The following is a 17085-nucleotide window of genomic DNA, read 5'->3' as shown; positions in this document are numbered from 1 at the left end:
AGACACCGTGTCCTTCCTCAACCGCCCCTTCTCCCAGAAGAACGACAGCGCCCACCCTCCCCTCCCCCGCCCGCAAGCTGGCAAGCAGGAGGACTGCCGAGGGTGTGCGCGACTCCAGGGCCAGATCGATATCGGCAGTCAGCGCCTCTCCGCCTTGGAACTATGCGAAGGCGAACTGCGGCGCGGGCACAACGCCGCGGTCGCACGCTTGCACCAGCTCTCGGGCGAGCTGGACAACGCTCTCGCCCAGATCAAGCGCCTGGAGAAGCGGCAGGCTGCCATGCTCGCAGCCAGCACGCGACAGCGAGACGACCTGCCCTCCCAAGCTCATGCCGCACACCAGCTCATCGCCCGCGACTACCAGACTCTCGTCGAGCAACGCCTCCTGGCACTCGCACACCAAGTCGCCCTGGCCAGCTGGCACCTGCCTGGACACCAGCCCGCCAGCCTGTACTTCCTCAGCCTTCTCACCCAAGAGCTGTTTCAGGCACGGCCTGCGCGCGACGCGGTCGAGGAGGCGCTCGGCCTCGACCTCGCTCACAGCTCGGAACTGTCCAGCAGCGTCGAGCGAGCAGTGACCGACGCCGAAGCCCTCTGGGACCGTGCGGAGGCGACAGGCTTGGCCTTCCGATGGGACTTCGAGTGGCACCCGAACGCCCCACTTGACCCGTCCCGGCAGGCCGCATGGGGCTCCTGCGATCCTCGGCTGCCGCCTCAACACCTGATCGCTCCGGCGTACCTCGTTGAGCAGCAGGTGCACTGCTTGCAGCTGATGCTCACCGGCTCTACCGGCGACGACCGAGGGTCCGGTGTCCCGCTACCCGGTTGAGCGCCGAAGCAGCTGCTACGACCGAAAGCAGCGCATCCGAGCCGATAGCTCAGAGGGCGGAATCGAAGAGGATCGCGCGGCAACATAGCGGTGGATCGCCGGTTAGCCAAACCGGCGATCCACCGCATCATGGGTACTCCACCGCCACGACCTGCCCGCTCGACGAAAGGCGCCGCTGAAGACCCACTCCACAACCAGAACGGAGTTGCTTCCGGTTGCCGTTAGGCTGCCGCGTAGCTGGCCCGGAACAGGGCCTGAGCGCGCTCCAGGTCCCGCTCGGTGCGCAACTGAACCTCCAGGTCGCCCGTGCCGTGGTGACCGAGGCCGGTCACGTCCCGCGTAAAGCCGGGGACAAGGTCGACCGTTGTCGGGGCGGCCTTGAGGTAGACAAGGAGCTTGGTCTTCTGCGGCGGGCAGACGCACGCGAGGTTCTGCAGCCGCTGATAGGCCCGGTACTGCTTGCGCTGGACTCGGTTCACGTCGTCCCCCAGCCCGCGCAGCACCTCATCGACCGCGTCGGCCAGTTCGTCCAGAGCGGCTGTGCGGTCGCCGCCCGTTGCCGCGTGCGGGGCCGTCCTACCTGGGCGGAGCGGCTTGTCCTGCGACTGCCGGCCGCGGACAGAGGCCACAGGATCCAGACCGAACAGGTCCCTGCCGAAGAGGCGGTATCGGACCAGGTCGATGCTGCGCCGGTGCTCCCGCACGGCGTGCACGTCGTAGCGGGTGAAGTCGCCGGCCACACAGATCACCCGGGGCGCGCTCCACACCACCTGGCCCGCAGCGGCGGCCCCGAGCCGGTCGCGGACGAGATGCTCGAACTCTCTGCGGTGGTCCATCAGCCACGAGAGGTAGAACAGGCCCTGATTGATCACGCCGGCATCCGTGCCGCGCTTGTACTCGACGATGACCGGAGAGCCGTTCTCGTCCAGCCCGAGCGAGTCGATCCGGCCCCCGAGCACCGGTCCGGTGCTGTACTCGCTCGCCAGGAACCGGACGCCCAGCAGCGTCTCCATGTGCGTCTCGACGAGACCCTGCACATCGGCTTCGACCTCAGCAAGACGCGGCATGACCTCCGTCATGCCGCTATTCGTCGTGTCCGTGCGAAACAACTTCAGGCCCGACACCTTCCTCCTCGGCTCGGAGATCACTAACGCCGACGAGGTGCGGGATTGTTTCCACGAGAGGCTTCGGGGGCGTGAAGATAGTGTGATGCCCCCGATCGGGGAGCGCTCGCGTCCCCCGGCACCGGGAATCCGCGATTCCCCCATGCGTCCCCCGCGACCTGGGGGAAAGCGCCCGGAAGCTGCTTATACGCAGGTCAGCCCCCGTAGCTCAGTGGATAGAGCAGGCGCCTTCTAAGCGCTTGGCCGCAGGTTCGAGTCCTGCCGGGGGCGCTTTCCACCGCCTCTCCTTCGGGAGGGGCTTTTTGCTGGTCAGAGGCCCATTGCGCACACGTGCAGAAGCCCCGGCCGCTCCCCCGATGATCACGGGGCGGGTCCGGGGCTGTCCGGCTGTCACCGGGTTTCTGCGGGTCGCCGTGTCGAATACGTGTCGAAGTTCTTGGCGGCGGATCAGTCGGCGGCGGGGAGGTCTTCGAGGTCCCCAGCCGCTTCGAGCCGCTTCTTCAGGTCCGACAGCTGGCCGTCGACGCATCGAGCGTAGATCGCAAGCAGCACGGGGACGCCGTTGCCTGCCCACTCGGCTACCTGTGCGGGTGGGATCCCATCGTTCAGCCACTTCGTCAGGCGCGTGTGCCGAAGGTCGTACACGCGCTTGCCCATAGGTGACTCGAAGACATGCAGGGGCAGCACCGCCTTGCGCGCGCTACGCCAGGCACGACGGATGACAGAGCCCGCGAGAATGCCGCTCTTCTCGCCCTGGAACAAGAGATCACCCGGCTTGAGCTCTTCGTCGTCGATGTGCTGCCTGAGGATGCGCGTCAAAGCAGGATGCCCGGGGACGGTGCGAGTGTCCCCTTCCGCACGGCCCTTCAAGTCGCGCTCCTCATGGATCTCTCCCGAGTCTGTCCACTGCTTGCCGACTTCCGGAGTCGCCGTATGGATCAGCAGTTCGCACCACTGGTCAGTTGCTTGGGCATCAGGCAGGCTCACGTCCTGCACCCGCATGGCTACAGCCTCTTCCGGGCGAGGCCCGCAGTAGTACATGACCGCGAAGAACGCATGCAGTCGCTTGCCACCCCGAGGCCTCTGACGAACCCAGCCGAGCAGTCCGGCCGCCTGCCCAGGGTTGATCAGGCAGCGCTTATCCACGGCGTTCGTTGTCTTCGTCGTGGTCGTCGCTTCCTTGCCCTTGGGGAGCGGGTTGGTTCGCAGGATGCGACGCCTGATCGCGTACTTCATAACCACGTTGAGGATCCGGCGATGGCGCTTGCGAGACCAGGCCGCGGCCTGCTTGCCGTCGAGCCGTGTATCCATGACCTGTAGGACGTCGTCAACCTTCTCGGCGTCCTCCCAGGACGAGACAGGGAGCGAATTCCGCTCTACCCACCGGAGGATGGTCACCACGTCCTGTGAGGCGTCCTGCCGACGATTCGCATTGAACGCCCACTCACGTAGAGCCGTGCGTACGGCCACGGGATCGAACTGGGTTGGCTGCGTGCGAAGCAGAGCGATCGTGGCCGCTGTGAGCGTCTTGGCGGTGTTCTTGCGGCTGTTGCCACCAAGTTGAGACCAGCGGGCATCCACGTACTGCACGGCGAACTTGTACCAGCTCATGGACGCCGACTTGGAGCGGTGCGACACCGGCAGCCCCGTGGCGATGACGAACGCCTCGCCCTTGCCCGTCGCTTGGATCAGCTCGGAGCGGAAGCCCTCAGCGAGCGCGACCGTGTCGAACGGCTCACGCCAGCGCTTGCCAGCTACGACCCAGCGGACCGTGTACGTGGTTTTGCGGGCACCCTTGTACGTAAGGATCTTGTACACCTTGACGTCGTACGTCGTCTCCATCAGGCAGCGTCCTCACGGTCGTCTAGCCAGTGATCGAGATCACTCCGCCGGATCCTGAGGTCGCCGTTCGGGAGTTTGAGGCAACGCGGAGCACGTCGCTTGGCGCGCCAGTCGTAAAAGGTCGAGCGCGAGATGCTCAGCTCTTCGCAGACCTCAGCGAGAGTAAGCATCGCGCGTGATCGGAGGGCGGTCGTCATCCGGTGCTCCTTTCACTGAGCAGGGCTTCGCGGGCGGTGTCGCGGTTGAGTTGGAGGCCGCGGGCGATCGTGGCGGCGAGGGCGGATTCGCCGGGGGTATGGCCGTGCCCGGCGTACTGCCAGTCGGACAAGACGAGGACCGTGCTCGGTTCGCGATCTTCGAGGCCGAGGGCTTCGCGTTCCTGTGCGGCGCGGAAGTCGGCGCGTGCCTGGCGGAGTTCGCCGAGGGTGGTCGAGTAGCGCCGGGACTTGGAGGAGAAGTGGCCGCGGAAGCCGAGCATGTGGGCCCAGGCCCAGAGGCGGCGGTCCGGGTAGAGCGGGTCGAGTTGCTTGCAGGCTTCGATGAGGCGGCGGGTGTGGTCGGGGATGTCGTGGCGGTCGAGTTCGGCCAGTTCGCCGATGCGGCGGTCGAGGGTGCCGGTGTTCTCTGCTGCCTTGGTGGCGTACTTGGCGACGTATGAGGCCACGGCCTGTTCGGTGATGTCCGAGCCGTCGCCGAAGGCCTTCACCGGGCGGATGTCCAGCTGTCGGCCCCAGCGGAAGGTCCATGCGGGTTGGTCGGCGGCGGCCGGGACGGAGACCGATGTGTAGGCGTGCGTCGCTGCGGATCGGATCGCGTCCGTGAGGAGGGTGACCGTCGCCCAGTGCGGGGGCGGGGTCTCGGGGCCGTCCGGGCCGTCGATGCGGATCACGGCGTGGAAGTGCAGGGCGCCGCGCTTCTGGAACTCGGCGACTTTGCCGTAGGAGAGCCTGGCGGTTTCCTTCAGTTCGCGTTGAGTGATCCCGGCGCGGGCGGCGATCTCCCGGCGGAGCCGGTTGGCGAAGCGGTGCCAGAGGTCGCCTGCGTGGTTGTTGAAGAGGACAGCTCCCTCGTAGTCGTACGTCTCGGGGTCGAGGGCGGTGCCCAAGGCTTGGTCGTCCGGGGTGTGACGGGTACCGCAGCGGCAGGTGCCGCAGTCGGGGCGGTTGTGGACCGGGCCGAAGGACGGTGCGGTGAGCGTGGCGAAGACCCGAGGGTGATCCCGAATCGTGCTCGGGACGTCTCGGCGGTCGTCGCCTGCCAGACCTGCGCGGATCAGGTGGTAGGTGTCGCCCGCGTACGTCCAGGCGCAGGACGGGCAGCGGGAGGCGCGGCGGTTGCCGCAGGCCACCCGGAGGCGGCCGCCCGGCTCGGAACCGGTGGAGTAGTGGTGCAGGGTCTCGCCGGTCGTCTTGTCCTTGGTCAGTGTCCAGCCGGTGAGGTGGATCGGGTCGGCGCAGCCGCCGGTGCGGCGGATCTGGTCCTGCCAGCGGTCGAAGTCGTCGGCCGAAGCCACCCTCAGCAGATCGCCGAGGGTGGTCGGGTCGAGACTCGCCAGGGTGGCGGTGTCGGTCATTGGGTCACCGGCCCGTCTGCTGGTGGGCGGGGCCGTGGTTGGTGGTCCAGCCGTCGACCAGGGCCTTGACCTGGTTGTCGCCGTTCGCGGTGGCGGTGGCGCCGCAGTGGCAGACGGCCGAGGCGGTGGCCGGGGTGGAGGGGGAGGGCTTGCTGATGTGGAGGCCGGGCCGGTCCGGGGTGGGGGTGAGGTCAGTCACGACCGGTCACCTCCGGCCCCTCGTCGGCCATGGCGTCCAGAGCCTCAGCAGCTTCGATGGCCGCAGTAGCCAGGCGGCGCAGGCTCTCAGCGCTGCCAGGAGCGGCGAGTAGCGCGATCTCGCTGAACTCGCCCTCAAGGCGGAGGCAGACGAACGGGTGGGGCTTCGCGAAGGGCGTGACGCGGAAGCCGGTGTCCGCTTCGAGGTGGGTCGAGATGGTGATGTTCTGCATGCTGGTCACCGCCCGGCCGGGACGAGGGCGAGGGCCTTGGTGGTGCCGTGGCCCTTGCAGGTCGGGCAGCTGGCGGTGAGGGTGGCGCGGGTGCCGTCCGGGTTGCGGGTGCCGGTGGTGATCGTGACGGTGGCGAAGCCGTCGCAGTCGCGGCAGATGCGTACGCGGGCAAGGCTGTGCTGGGCCATGATGGAACTTCCCTTTCGGGTCCGTTGGATCAGGAAGAGGTCAGGCGCCCGGAGCGGCGGAAGTTTGGCGACCGAGGCCGCTCCGGGGGCCGCTTAGAAACGCTTCGAGCCGCTGGCGTGGTCGTTCATGAGCGAGCGCACGACGAGCGCGGTCACGGCGAGCGAACCGGCGGTGATCGCGACCGCGAGGAGCATCGAGACCAGCACCGCACCGACGACGAGAACCGCAGCGGTGCCGCCGCCGACGAGGAGCGCGAGCGAGCCGGGCGTGAGCTGCACCGCGGGCCGGGCAGACGCCGCCGGGGCGACGGGCGTGGGCGCCGGGGTCGGGGGCTGCGGCTGGTGGTCCAGGGCCGTGCCGGTAAGCGGGATCGTCTCGCCGGTCGGCTGGTCGTTGACCGGGATCTTCGGGCGGAGCATGGGGCTTCTCCCTTCGCGGGTTACTTGACGGCGGTGTCGATGACGGGGGCGAACAGGCTGTCGGCGAGGAGGTAGCCGCCAAGCAGCAAGATCGCGATGAGCCAGACGGGCGGGCGGAAGAGCTTGCAGCCGAGGTAGCCAACGGCGAGCAGCGCGAGCCAGAGCGGAACTTGCATGACGAGTCCTCCGGTCAGTGAGCGATGCGGCAGCGGTGGGTGCGGGCGGCGAGCTGTGCGGCGGACTGGCTGGAGTAGTCGGCGGACCAGCCGCAGCGGTCGTTGGTGCACACCGCGGCGTGCTTGGTGTGGCCGCGGCGGTCGCGGTGGGTGCCGATCTGGACCGGGCCGATCTGCATCACGGAGTGGAAGAAGTCACGGGAGGGCATGGCGAATCTCCTTGTCTTGTCAGGCCAGTTGGACGGCGATCGCGTCGGCCATCGGGGCCGGGACGCCGAGGCGGGCGCGGAGGGTGTCGGTGTCGATCTGGTTGCCGGTGCGGGCGTGATGGTCGTCGGCGACCTTGCGGGCGTGCGTCACCAGGGCAGCGGGGACAGCGATCGGTTCCGCTACAGGAAGCGCCGGAATCGGGTCGCCGGAGTCGACAGCAGCCGGTGCCGTTTCGGGGGTCGGTACGGGGTCAGTCACGCGGCGCGGTTCGGCATCGGATTCGAGGTCGGGCGCGGGTGCCGGTTCGGCCGGCACAGCCGCCTCGCGGTCGTGAGCGGAGTGGGCGAGGAGCGTTCCGCCGAGGAAGGCGAGCGCGGGCCAACCGGCTACCCCGAACCGCAGCCACGCGGGCGGGTGTTGAAGGTCGAGGAATCCGGCGGTAGCGACGTTCGCGCCGAGCGAGGCGACCAGCGCGATCACGAACCAGCACCACGCCAGCCGAGCGGGGCCACCGTGCCGCAGACGACGCCAGGCGGCCACGAGCAGGAGGTCCACCGAGATCGGGTAGGCCCAGGCTTTCCAGCCGGTCTGTCCGGCCGCGGCAGCAACCTCTTGAAGATGTGCGAACGAGAGGGCACCGGCGATCACGGCCTGAACGAGCACGGCATCGAAGCGGATCGAGCGGACCATAACGGGTCACCTCCATCGGGGTGTTGGGCCAGGACGGGGCGGGGACCACATGTCCGGCCGCCCCATCCCGGCGGGCTAGTCGGTGGGGGCGTGGCCGGTGCCGAAGCACTTCAGGCACATGCCGGTCTGCTCGCCCACGACACGGTGGGAGCGGCCGACCCGGACCTTCACGGGGACCTCTCCGGTGCCGTGACAGGGCTTGCACGGAGCCGGAACGGGCTTACGAGCGGGGCTCTTGCGTGTGGCCATAAGCGGGACTCCCTTCGGTTTCGGGCATGGGAGGGGTAGGGACGTGGCGCGAGACGGTCACGCCGACCGGTGATGCAGGAGGGATCAGGCCGCGACCGGAGCGGTTTCGACGGCCGGGGCGGGCACCGGATTCAGGTGCGGCAGCTCTGGTCTGAACGCGGCCAGGTGGGGCAGTTCCGGGGTGCAGTGCGCGTGCCGGTTGCAGGCGTTCACGGCCTGCCGCAGCGTGGTGTGCGGGGCGCGGATGCGGGACCAGCCACCGGCCATGTCCGCGGCCACGGCGACGCCGGGTGTTTCGGTGGGGATCTGGATCGCGGCGAGTACGGCGTCCGGGGCGATGTCGCCGAAGGCCATGTTCGCCGAGGTCTCGTCGTTCACGCGGTGCGCGGTCCGGCCGGTGAGCTGGGCCCGGAGCATCGTGATGCCCTTGCCGAGTTCCGAGCCGAAGCGCTGACCGCAGATCTCCAGATACACCCCCGCCGCACGGCCCAGCTGAGCGAGGCGGACCAGGCTGGTGATGATCCGGTCCCGCCGCTTCTCCTCATCCCTGGAGGCGAACAGGGCGAGTTCGGCGACCTCATCGACCAGGACCACGACCGGCACCGGCCGCAGGTCCTCGGGCAGATCCCAGATGTCGGCGGCGATCTCCGCATCCAGGGTGTCCGCACTGATCCGCTGGTGTGCCCGGATCAGCTGGTAGACGTCCTGCATGTGCTCGACCAGCGCGGCCAGCAGCAGTTCGGCCGAGTCCGGGTTGTCGGCGAGAGCCGAGAAGCGACGGGCCATAGGAGCGTGCTCGACCCCCTGCTTGCAGTCGATGCCGACCAACGCCACGTCTTGCGAAGCGAGTTCAGCGATCAGGCCACGCTGATACACAGACTTGCCGGACTCCGTGGCACCGAGGGTGAGGGCGTGCGGGACGCGGCGGTAGTCGCGGTAGTGCACCGCACCGTCCTCGCGCAGAGCGACCGGGACTCGTACCGCGGACCGCTCTGCACGGGCAGGCAGCTGCACCCGCTTCAGTACGTCATAGCCGGTCATCGCGATCTCCACGACACCCGAGCGCAGCTCACGGGAAGACACCCCGTACATGCCGAACGAGTGCCGCAGCCGGTCCGTGGACGCCGCTACGTCGTACGCGTCCTGACCGGGACGGAGTTTGATCCGCAGCACCAGGCCCGTCCGGGTCGGCCGCAGCCGCAGCACCCGCGGGGCACGTGGCCCCGGCACCGGACGATTGCCCAGGCGGGCCAGTGTGAGCCGCCACCGGGCGGGCGGGACCGTCAAGCCGCACGCATCCATGACCGAGCCGTAGCGGACCAGGACCCGCAACCCAGCGAGGGTGACCCCGAAGGTCATCCAGTACCAGGCCGGACGCCGCCACCGCAGCAGCCCCGCGGCAGCAACGACCAGCACCAGCACGACCAGGAACCAGTCCATGATCAGGCCGCCTTCGGCTTCGAGGCGGAAGCAGCCGCGGCCAGCGACGTCACGGCCACCGCGCGGAACGCGATCCCGTGCCGCTTCTGCCCGTTGAACTCGTTCTCCCACGGCCGGGCAATCAACCCGGTGAGCCCAACCGGGGTGCCCATCTGAAGCTCACCAGTGATGCCCGGCTCGGGCACGGTCACCGACAGAATCTCGACCTCGTCGTTCACCGCGAACATCACGTCCACGGTCATCAACTGCGCGCCGGTCTCAGCGTCCTGAGCGATCTCACCGGTACGCCGATCCTTCACCTTCGGCTGCGGAGCCTTGGCCGCCATCACAGTGGCGGCGGAGGTGTCGACCGGAATCTGACGCATCGTCTTGTCTCCTGATCCTTGCTGGAGTTGAGCGCCGCCGTTGCGGCGATGAGATCAGGAGACCGCAGAAGGTGGTGGACGTATCACGGTCCGTATGGACGTTTAGGGACGTCTGAGGTACCGTCAAAACGTCCCGGACGTCCTAGGGGAAGGGCACCTCATGGCGAACGACCGCCTACGCGCGACGATTTCGGCGAGTGACGAGACAATCCAGTCCGTCGCTGATCACGTTGGGGTGGATCCGAAGAGCGTGGAGCGCTGGATCACCAAGGACCGCACCCCGCACCGTGGACACCGCTGGAAGACAGCGAGCTTGCTGGGGGTCGATGAGGTCTACCTCTGGCCGACCGTCGAGAAGCAGACCGAGGCGGCGAGCACGTCCGAGCTGGTCACGTACTACCCGCACCGAGGTGCCGTTCCGACAGGGCTGTGGTCGTCGCTCATCGAGAAGGCGACGAGCCACGTCGAAATCCTCGTGTACGCAGGCCTCTTTCTGTTCGACAGCCACCCGGACCTGCCGGACCAGCTAGCCCAGAAGGCCAAGAACGGCGCTGCGGTTCGGATCCTGCTGGGCGACCCTGACTCGCAGATGATCCGCCAGCGCGGTGAAGAGGAAGGGATCGGAGAGGATCTGGCCGCGCGGGCCCGGATCACGCGGCGCTACCTCGAACCCGCCACGACAACACCCGGCGTCGATGTCCGGCTTCACGACACGATCCTCTACAACTCGATCTACCGCTTTGACGAGGACGTCTTGGTCAATCCGCACGTCCTGGGAGCTCCCGCCGGACAGAACCCGGTACTGCACTTCCGGTACCTCCCTGGAGCCCGAACCTTCCGGCACTACATGAAGAGCTTCGACTACGCGTGGGAGCGGAGCCGCACGGCCTAGACGTCACCCGCGGGGGACGTGCGACGCTGTTGCTATGGCCAGGATCGACTATGTCAACGACCCGAACGCCCCTAAGGCGAACAGCATCGTGCCGTCAGTGACGGCGGTTGCGCTGAACGACGCCGGGGAGATCTTGCTTATCCACAAGACCGACAACGATCTGTGGGCACTGCCGGGCGGCGGTGTCGACGTGGGCGAGTCGGTTGCCGACGCGGCGGTTCGGGAGACGAAGGAAGAGACCGGGTTCGACGTCGAGGTGACCGGCCTGGTCGGGCTCTACACGAATCCGGCACACGTCATGGCGTACGACGACGGCGAAGTCCGGCAACAGTTCTCGATCTGCTTCACGGCCCAGATCATCGGAGGCTCGCTGCGAACGAGCAGCGAGAGCAAGGAAGTTGCGTTCGTCGCACCTGGGAGGCTGGACGAGCTGAACATCCACCCGTCGATGCGCATGCGGATCGATCACGGCTTGGCCGGCCAGCGAGAGCCCTACATCGGCTGAGCGGCGAGGCGGGAAAGCGTCCGCTCGACAGCGGCCCCGAGATACGGCCGGGCCTTGGTGATCGCGTTGTGGACTTCGCTGCCTGGCTCGTACCGCTCCAAGATCTCGTCCATGCGGCGATCGAACTCGAAGGACTGACCGGCGGGGCCGGTGGTCATGTCCGCGTAGATCAGTGCGTCCAGAAGCGGCGAATCCTCCCGCTCGTACACGGCAAGCTCTGCCGATAGGCCGCGCTGCTCTGCCTCATACACCGCGCCGGAGTGGTGAGCCACCAGACGCACGAGCCGCTGCGGTGCGCCGGATTCCTCCAAGTGACGTGCGCCGTCGAGCGGGTGGAACCCGGTCTGCCGGAGCTCGGGGGCATACCCGATGTCATGCAGCCAGGCCGCGGCGACGAGGAGATCACGTTCGCCCTCAGGCACAGCCGCCGACGCTTCGCGGGCACGGGCCGCAACTGCTTGCGTGTGCAGCCAACGGTTCCCGAGCGGGGGCAACAGAGACTCGGCCAGCTCGGCCGCTCCTTGAGGTGTGTCGAGTGCTGAGGGCATGAATCGCACCGTAGCCGAGGGTGACGTCAGCCGACAGCCCGGCTTGTCAGCCACGGTGTCTGGCGCGGACAGACTTTCCCTACTTCATCAAGGCCCGCGCACGGCGCGGGCGCGCGCCGCCTGTGCGGCGCGGCCTGCCTCATGTCTCCGCCCCGGCTGGCCGCGCCCGTCGGCGCGCTCGCGTGCTGCGGGCAGAAGGTGGGGAACCCCGCTGTGGCTGGGGCGGTCGGCTCCACGGCTTTAGGCAGCCACTTTGGGGCGAGCCTCGAAGATCTTGGCCCCAACGTCGTGCTTTAACGGGCAGGTCCACTGACTGCCCGACTCGCCGGAAGCTTACGGGGCCAAGATCACTCGCCCCAAAGCAGCTCCAGCCCAAAGCCGCTCCACCGACCGCGTGCGCAGCAGCCGCGATCACGGCCCTGTCGAATACGTGTCGACGTAGCCGATCACAGCGCAGAGAGTGGGCACTCCCCCACTGGTCAGAGCCCTATTGCCGCGGAAGCGCACGGGGCCCTTCTAAGCGCTTGGCCGCAGGTTCGAGTCCTGCCGGGGGCGCTTTCCACCGCCTCTCCTTCGGGAGGGGCTTTTTGCTGGTCCCGTGAGCCCTGGGGCCGTGAGCCCTGGGGCCGCTGCCCGGTCTGCGCGTCGGCCCCGCACGCGATGCGCGAGCGCTCGGATCGGCGGCGGGCGATGTCAGTCGGCTGCGATAGCCTCGCGCATCGGTGGGAGGAGCCGAGGGCGCGGGGGTGTCATGGCGGGGCGGGACGCGGAAGCGGCGCTGGGGATGGCCGGGGCCGGACTGCTGCGGAGCGGGGATCCGGTGCGGATCGGGCCGTATGTCCCGCTGGGCCTGCTCGGCAGTGGCGGTATGGGGCGGGTCTATCTCGCGCGGCCCACGGCGCACGGCGGGGAGCGGCTGGCCGCGGTCAAGGTGATCCGGCCCGAGTACGCGGAGAGTGTGGAGTTCCGGCGGCGGTTCGAGCGGGAGGCCGCTGTCCTCGCGCGCGTGCGCAGTCCGCATGCGCCGCGGCTGCTCGACACCGGCTTCGACTCCGACCTGCTGTGGATGGCCACCGAGTACCTGCCGGGGCCGAACCTGTCCGAGGCCGTGCAGGAGTTCGGGCCGCTGCCGGCGAGCGGGGTGTGGCGGCTGGTCGGTGAACTGGGCCGGGCGCTCGACGAGCTGACGGCCGCCCAGGTCGTGCACCGGGACCTCAAGCCGTCCAACGTGATCCTGGGCACGGACGGTGCGTACGTCATCGACTTCGGGATCTCGCAGGCCGCCGACGCCAGTTCGATCACCACGACCGGCAAAGCGGTCGGCACGCCCGCGTACATGTCGCCGGAGCGGCTGCGGGACGGGCGGGCCGATGTCGTCTCGGACGTGTTCTCGCTGGCCTGCACCCTGGTCTTCGCGGCGACCGGCCGGGCCCCGTTCGGCGACGGCACCGGGGTGGACGTCATGCACCGCGTCGCGTTCGAGGAGCCGTACGCGGACGTCATAGAGGAACTCGTCTCCGTCGACCCGGGCCTGGCGGATCTGCTCTCCGCCTGCCTCGCGAAGGAGCCCGGGCGGCGGCCCACCCCGGGCCGGTTGAGCGAGGCCGCGGCGGCCCGTCCCTGGCCGGGGCGGTGGCACGAGCCGCTGCACGCGCAGGTGGCGGCGCGGCGGGAGGCGTACGACGTACTGAGCCAGGTGCCGGTGGACGGGACCGTGCAGCTGCGGTTGCCGGGAGCAGGGATCGGGGCGGGCGCCCCCGGTCAGGCGCCCGCGCCCGCCGCTTTCCCGCCGTCGCCCGCGTCCGTCGCGGCCTCGCCCGGGCCCGTCCCCCCGCCCGGAGGCACGCTGCCGCGGGAGACCGGCGTGCGCGGGGAGCCGTCCGGGAGGGGGCGCAAGCGGCGCGTGCGTCTCGCCGTGGTGGCCTCGCTCGCCGTGGTCGCCGTCGCCCTGGCCGCGTTCCTCATGACCCGGCCGGGCGAGCCGGAGAGCGAGGCCGGGCCCGCGCCGGCCGGTTCGGTGAGTGCCTCCGACTCCCCTGGGCAGTCGGGCGAGTCCGGGCTGACCTCACCGTCCGCGTCCGGCACCGCGCCCGGCGGCAGCTCGCCCGGCGCGGACGGGGGCGGCCGGGACGGTGCGCCGAGTTCCGGAGCGTCGAGCACCCGCCCCGCGAGCCCCACCCGTACGGCCTCCGGGAGACCGGGCGGGCAGGAGAGCCAGAAGCCCAGACCGCCCACCACCAGGCCGAAGCCGACCAGACCGACGCCGCCGTGGATCAAGCAGTGCACGTACTACTCGGGCAATGCCCTCACCCGCTTCGGCGACAAGGGACAGCGGGTCGTGCAGGTGCAGTGCGTGCTCAGCAAGCGCGGGTACGGCATCGGAGGCGCCGGTGTGGACGGCCAGTTCGGGGAGGACACGAGAGCCGCCGTGAAGAAGTTCCAGGGCGCCAAGGGACTCGATGCCGACGGCATGGTGGGGCCCAACACCTGGGCGGCGCTGCGCAGTCGGACCTGAGTCACCTGGCCTTCCGAGCGAGACGCCGCGTCCCGACGCCCGTCAAGACGCCTATCGAGACGCCCATCAAGACGCCCATCAAACAGAAGCCACTCGGCGGCCGACTCGTGACCTTCGTGACACAGAGTGGAGTGGCAGGACGATCCGAGGGAGAGCACATGGCAGGGCACGCGGCGGGAGTACCGGGCGGGGCCGCGTCCGCGCGTGACGGGGACGGCAACGGGCACGGCGACGGGGACAGGGACGGCAGGATCGGGCCGTACCGTCTGCTCGACGTGCTCGGTACGGGCGGCATGGGCCGGGTCTACCTGGCGCGTTCCGAGGGCGGCCGCACCGTCGCCGTGAAGCTGATCAAGGCCGAGCTCGCCGCGGAGCCGGAGTTCCGGGAGAGGTTCCGCCTGGAGGTCGAGGCGGCCCGCCGGGTCGGTGCCCGGTGGACGGCGCCCGTGCTCGACGCCGACACCGAGGCCGACACGCCCTGGGTCGCGACGGGATACATCGCGGGGCCGTCCCTGGAGCACGTCGTCTCCCCGCGCGGCCACGGACCGCTGCCCGAGCACTCCGTGAGGACCCTGGCGTACGGACTGTCCAGCGCGCTGCTCGACATCCACGGCGCCGGGCTCGTGCACCGGGATCTCAAGCCGTCCAACGTGCTCGTGACGATCGACGGCCCGCGAGTGATCGACTTCGGCATCGCGCGTGCCCTGGACGCGGTGCCCGAGACCACGCTCACCAGCGCCGGGATGGTGGTCGGCTCGCCCAGCTTCATGTCGCCGGAACAGATCAGGGGCGAGCAACTGACCCCGGCCAGCGATGTGTTCTGCATGGGCGCCCTGCTCGCGTACGCGGTGACCGGGTGTGCGCCGTTCGGTGGCGGCGGGGCCGGCGGGGTGCACGCCGTGATGTTCAAGATCGCCCAGGAGGAGCCGGACCTGACGGGGATCCAGGAGCCGCTGCGGTCGCTGATCGCGGGCTGCCTCACCAAGGACCCGGCGGCGCGGACGCGGCCCGAGGACGTCATCGATCAGGTGCAGCCGGTCGCGACCGGCACGTCGGCGCCGCCCTGGCTGCCCGCCCAGCTCATCGCCGAACTCGGGCGCCGCGCGGTGCGGTTGCTGGACACCGACACCCCGCCGCGCGCGACGGCGACCCCGCCGATCACGGCGCCGGTCCACGCGCCCACTCCTACTTCCGGGGCCTCCACTTCCGGTTCCACTTCCGGTTCGGCTTCCGCCCCCGCGCCCTCTCCCGACCCGGCCCCCGCCTCCGCTCCCACTCCCGCCCCCACTCCCGCCCCCGCCCCCGCTCACGTCGAGCCGGGGACAGTGCAGTTGCCGAAGGCGTCGCAGCAGCCGGAGTGGGCCGAACGGAGCGGTTCCGCGCATCAGTTGAAGTCGGCGGAGCAGCGCCCGAAGCGCACTGCCCGGAAGCTGGAGCTCGCCCTCGCCGGGGCGGCCGTCGTGGCCGGTGCCGTGGTCGCCGCGTCCGCCGCCGGATGGCCGCCGCTCGGCGGAGGTGAGCCTTCCGGCGGGCCCGGCAAGGGCTCGGCCTCCGACGTACCGCACGGCTTCGTCGGCACCTGGGCCGGCGAGGTGGAGCGGGACGGGCGGCCGAGCGGCCAGTTCCGGCGGTTCGAGATCAGCGAGGGCCAGTACGGCGAGGTCGTGGCGAACAGCATCAGCCTCGGCCGGAACTACGAGTGCAAGAGCGACGGCAAGCTCGCGGGCCGCGCCTCGGGCGGCAGTTCGCTGCGGCTCGACACGAAGGTGGTCGGCAGTGTGCCCGAGGGCAGTTGCTCGGCGCTCGGCGCGCACACCCTGGTCGTCGAGGGCAAGGACGCGCTGCGCTGGGAGGCCGCCGGGCGCACGGCCGTACTGCACCGGATCAGCGGCCCCGAGCGGTTGCCCGACGAGCTGCTCGGCACCTGGCAGCGGCAGTTGGCGAACGGCGGCACGCAGCGGATGACCGTCACGCAGGAGGCGGTCGGCAGCCCGGCGGCCAGGCTGGTCTCCGAAGGCGCCGGCGAGCACTGCGAGGCCGGCATGGGCCTGGTCTCCACCGGCGGCCGGGACGCCGACGACACCGTCCGCCTCGCCCCGCCCGACGTCGACCGCGCCGCCTCCTCGGGCGCGTGCGTCACCGGGGACTCGTCGACGCTGCGGGAGGAGAACGGCCGTCTGGTGCGGGAGTTCACGGAGGATCGGTGCTGACGTACACGCGGGCGTGAGCGGCACGCGCCCGCGTGCGCCGGTCCGAGCGGCACCCGCCCGCGGACACCGGTCCGAGCGGCACCCGCCCGCGTACACCGGTCCGAGGGGCAGGCCCTGGCCAACCCCGTACGCCCGAAAACCGGTGAACGGCGAAAACGCGTGCACGCCCAAGACCCGGTGCACGCCCGGAAACCGGTGGACGGCCGGGAACCGTCGGCCTACCATCCCCGGCACGGCATCGCGCGTTGGTCACCGGCTGGGTGAGCGTGGAGGTGCCCGTGAGTGCCTCTGGAGGCATTCCCACCATGTCGGTCGAGTTCAACCACACCATCATTCACGCCCGTGACAACCGGGCTTCCGCCGAATTCCTGGCCCACATCCTCGGTCTGGAGACCGGGACGGAGTGGGGACCGTTCGTCCCCGTCGCCACGAGCAACGGCGTCACCCTGGACTTCGCGTCCATCCCCGCCGAGTCGATCACGCTCCAGCACTACGCCTTCCTCGTCACCGAGGAGGAGTTCGACGGTGTCTTCGCGCGGATCAAGGAGGCCGGGATCGAGTTCTGGGCCGATCCGCACGGCAAGCAGCCGGGCGAGATCAACCACAACCACGGCGGCCGCGGCGTCTACTTCATGGACCCCGCGGGCCACGGCATGGAGGTCATCTCCGCGCCGTACACCTTCGACACGGAGTTCGACACGGAGGACGAGTCGGCCTAGACCCTCCGTGCCGCCATCCGGCTGACGCTCGTCACCCGCACAGCCACCGCTCGGCGTCCCCCGCGTGCGCGAGGGGCGCCGAGCGCTTTGGCTCGGTGACACGGAGCACGGGACCTCCCTGATCCGGTGGCACCTTGGGGGTGCCGCCTCCCGGGCTTC

21 protein-coding genes and 1 tRNA gene are annotated in these 17085 nt (G+C 69.7%); 7 read left to right on the top strand and 15 right to left on the bottom strand.

Annotation, left to right across the window (positions count from 1 at the left end; all coding sequences use genetic code 11):
* Positions 1 to 7 precede the first annotated feature (7 nt).
* Positions 8 to 829 carry a hypothetical protein gene (locus QIT00_RS08370; RefSeq protein ID WP_282534489.1) on the top strand — a complete coding sequence of 274 codons (822 nt, stop codon included), beginning with the start codon at positions 8 to 10 and terminating at the stop codon, positions 827 to 829.
* A 221-nt stretch (positions 830 to 1050) separates the two neighbouring features.
* On the opposite strand, the gene QIT00_RS08365 is transcribed toward QIT00_RS08370, so the two are convergent.
* Positions 1051 to 1953, bottom strand: a complete 903-nt coding sequence (locus QIT00_RS08365) for a DUF5655 domain-containing protein (RefSeq protein ID WP_282534488.1) — start codon at positions 1951 to 1953, stop codon at positions 1051 to 1053.
* 197 nt (positions 1954 to 2150) lie between these two features.
* Here QIT00_RS08365 and QIT00_RS08360 point away from each other — a divergent pair.
* Positions 2151 to 2223 (top strand) — tRNA-Arg (locus QIT00_RS08360).
* 177 nt (positions 2224 to 2400) lie between these two features.
* Here the strand turns inward: QIT00_RS08360 and QIT00_RS08355 are convergent.
* The 13 genes from QIT00_RS08355 to QIT00_RS08295 all read right to left on the bottom strand — a co-directional run bounded on the left by QIT00_RS08355 (position 2401) and on the right by QIT00_RS08295 (position 9537).
* Positions 2401 to 3795, bottom strand: a complete 1395-nt coding sequence (locus tag QIT00_RS08355; protein ID WP_282534487.1) for a tyrosine-type recombinase/integrase — start codon at positions 3793 to 3795, stop codon at positions 2401 to 2403.
* Entirely contained in the window at positions 3795 to 3965 is a 171-nt protein-coding gene (locus tag QIT00_RS08350; protein WP_408909740.1) for a helix-turn-helix transcriptional regulator, read from the bottom strand. The genes QIT00_RS08355 and QIT00_RS08350 overlap by 1 nt, the downstream gene beginning before the upstream one ends.
* 23 nt (positions 3966 to 3988) lie before the next feature.
* Positions 3989 to 5368 carry a replication initiator protein RepSA gene (gene repSA, locus QIT00_RS08345; RefSeq protein WP_282534485.1) on the bottom strand — a complete coding sequence of 460 codons (1380 nt, stop codon included), beginning with the start codon at positions 5366 to 5368 and terminating at the stop codon, positions 3989 to 3991.
* Between the two features lie 4 nt (positions 5369 to 5372).
* Positions 5373 to 5567 carry a hypothetical protein gene (locus tag QIT00_RS08340; protein WP_282534484.1) on the bottom strand — a complete coding sequence of 65 codons (195 nt, stop codon included), beginning with the start codon at positions 5565 to 5567 and terminating at the stop codon, positions 5373 to 5375.
* Positions 5560 to 5799, bottom strand: coding sequence for a hypothetical protein (locus tag QIT00_RS08335; protein WP_282534483.1), 240 nt, complete (start codon positions 5797 to 5799; stop codon positions 5560 to 5562). Before QIT00_RS08335 ends, QIT00_RS08340 begins: the two co-directional genes overlap by 8 nt.
* Before the next feature lie 5 nt (positions 5800 to 5804).
* A complete protein-coding gene (locus QIT00_RS08330) occupies positions 5805 to 5987 on the bottom strand; it encodes a hypothetical protein (RefSeq protein ID WP_282534482.1) in 183 nt (60 codons plus the stop codon).
* A 93-nt stretch (positions 5988 to 6080) separates the two neighbouring features.
* Positions 6081 to 6407 carry a SpdD-like protein gene (locus QIT00_RS08325; RefSeq protein ID WP_282534481.1) on the bottom strand — a complete coding sequence of 109 codons (327 nt, stop codon included), beginning with the start codon at positions 6405 to 6407 and terminating at the stop codon, positions 6081 to 6083.
* Between the two features lie 20 nt (positions 6408 to 6427).
* Positions 6428 to 6583 carry a hypothetical protein gene (locus QIT00_RS08320; RefSeq protein WP_282534480.1) on the bottom strand — a complete coding sequence of 52 codons (156 nt, stop codon included), beginning with the start codon at positions 6581 to 6583 and terminating at the stop codon, positions 6428 to 6430.
* Between the two features lie 14 nt (positions 6584 to 6597).
* A complete protein-coding gene (locus QIT00_RS08315) occupies positions 6598 to 6792 on the bottom strand; it encodes a mobile element transfer protein (RefSeq protein WP_282534479.1) in 195 nt (64 codons plus the stop codon).
* A 19-nt stretch (positions 6793 to 6811) separates the two neighbouring features.
* Positions 6812 to 7483: a DUF2637 domain-containing protein gene (locus tag QIT00_RS08310; protein ID WP_282534478.1), complete on the bottom strand. Its 672-nt coding sequence runs from the start codon at positions 7481 to 7483 to the stop codon at positions 6812 to 6814.
* A gap of 75 nt (positions 7484 to 7558) precedes the next feature.
* Positions 7559 to 7732, bottom strand: coding sequence for a hypothetical protein (locus QIT00_RS08305; protein WP_282534477.1), 174 nt, complete (start codon positions 7730 to 7732; stop codon positions 7559 to 7561).
* Between the two features lie 84 nt (positions 7733 to 7816).
* On the bottom strand, positions 7817 to 9172 hold the full coding sequence (locus QIT00_RS08300; RefSeq protein WP_282534476.1) for an FtsK/SpoIIIE domain-containing protein: 1356 nt from the start codon (positions 9170 to 9172) through the stop codon (positions 7817 to 7819).
* Positions 9173 to 9174: 2 nt separating this feature from the next.
* Positions 9175 to 9537, bottom strand: a complete 363-nt coding sequence (locus QIT00_RS08295; protein WP_282534475.1) for an SCO3933 family regulatory protein — start codon at positions 9535 to 9537, stop codon at positions 9175 to 9177.
* Positions 9538 to 9697: 160 nt separating this feature from the next.
* Here QIT00_RS08295 and QIT00_RS08290 point away from each other — a divergent pair, with 160 nt between their 5' ends.
* Together QIT00_RS08290 and QIT00_RS08285 are read left to right on the top strand one after the other, a co-directional pair.
* Entirely contained in the window at positions 9698 to 10429 is a 732-nt protein-coding gene (locus tag QIT00_RS08290; protein WP_282534474.1) for an XRE family transcriptional regulator, read from the top strand.
* Between the two features lie 34 nt (positions 10430 to 10463).
* Positions 10464 to 10934: an NUDIX hydrolase gene (locus QIT00_RS08285; RefSeq protein ID WP_282534473.1), complete on the top strand. Its 471-nt coding sequence runs from the start codon at positions 10464 to 10466 to the stop codon at positions 10932 to 10934.
* Here QIT00_RS08285 and QIT00_RS08280 read toward each other — a convergent pair.
* A complete protein-coding gene (locus QIT00_RS08280; protein WP_282534472.1) occupies positions 10922 to 11482 on the bottom strand; it encodes an HD domain-containing protein in 561 nt (186 codons plus the stop codon). The genes QIT00_RS08285 and QIT00_RS08280 overlap by 13 nt on opposite strands.
* Positions 11483 to 12233: 751 nt before the next feature.
* Here QIT00_RS08280 and QIT00_RS08275 point away from each other — a divergent pair.
* The 3 genes from QIT00_RS08275 (at position 12234) to QIT00_RS08265 (ending at position 16926) form a co-directional block, all read left to right on the top strand.
* A complete protein-coding gene (locus QIT00_RS08275; protein ID WP_282534471.1) occupies positions 12234 to 13997 on the top strand; it encodes a serine/threonine-protein kinase in 1764 nt (587 codons plus the stop codon).
* A 158-nt stretch (positions 13998 to 14155) separates the two neighbouring features.
* A complete protein-coding gene (locus QIT00_RS08270; RefSeq protein ID WP_282534470.1) occupies positions 14156 to 16207 on the top strand; it encodes a serine/threonine-protein kinase in 2052 nt (683 codons plus the stop codon).
* A gap of 305 nt (positions 16208 to 16512) precedes the next feature.
* Complete coding sequence (locus QIT00_RS08265; RefSeq protein WP_282534554.1) at positions 16513 to 16926, top strand: VOC family protein; 414 nt, start codon at positions 16513 to 16515, stop codon at positions 16924 to 16926.
* The last annotated feature ends 159 nt before the right edge of the window (positions 16927 to 17085 follow it).

The organism is Streptomyces luteolus (genome assembly GCF_029968015.1).
GTDB lineage: Bacteria > Actinomycetota > Actinomycetes > Streptomycetales > Streptomycetaceae > Streptomyces > Streptomyces luteolus.
The sequence above is the reverse complement of the archived record's forward strand: the minus strand, read 5'-3'. Positions and strand labels throughout refer to the sequence as shown.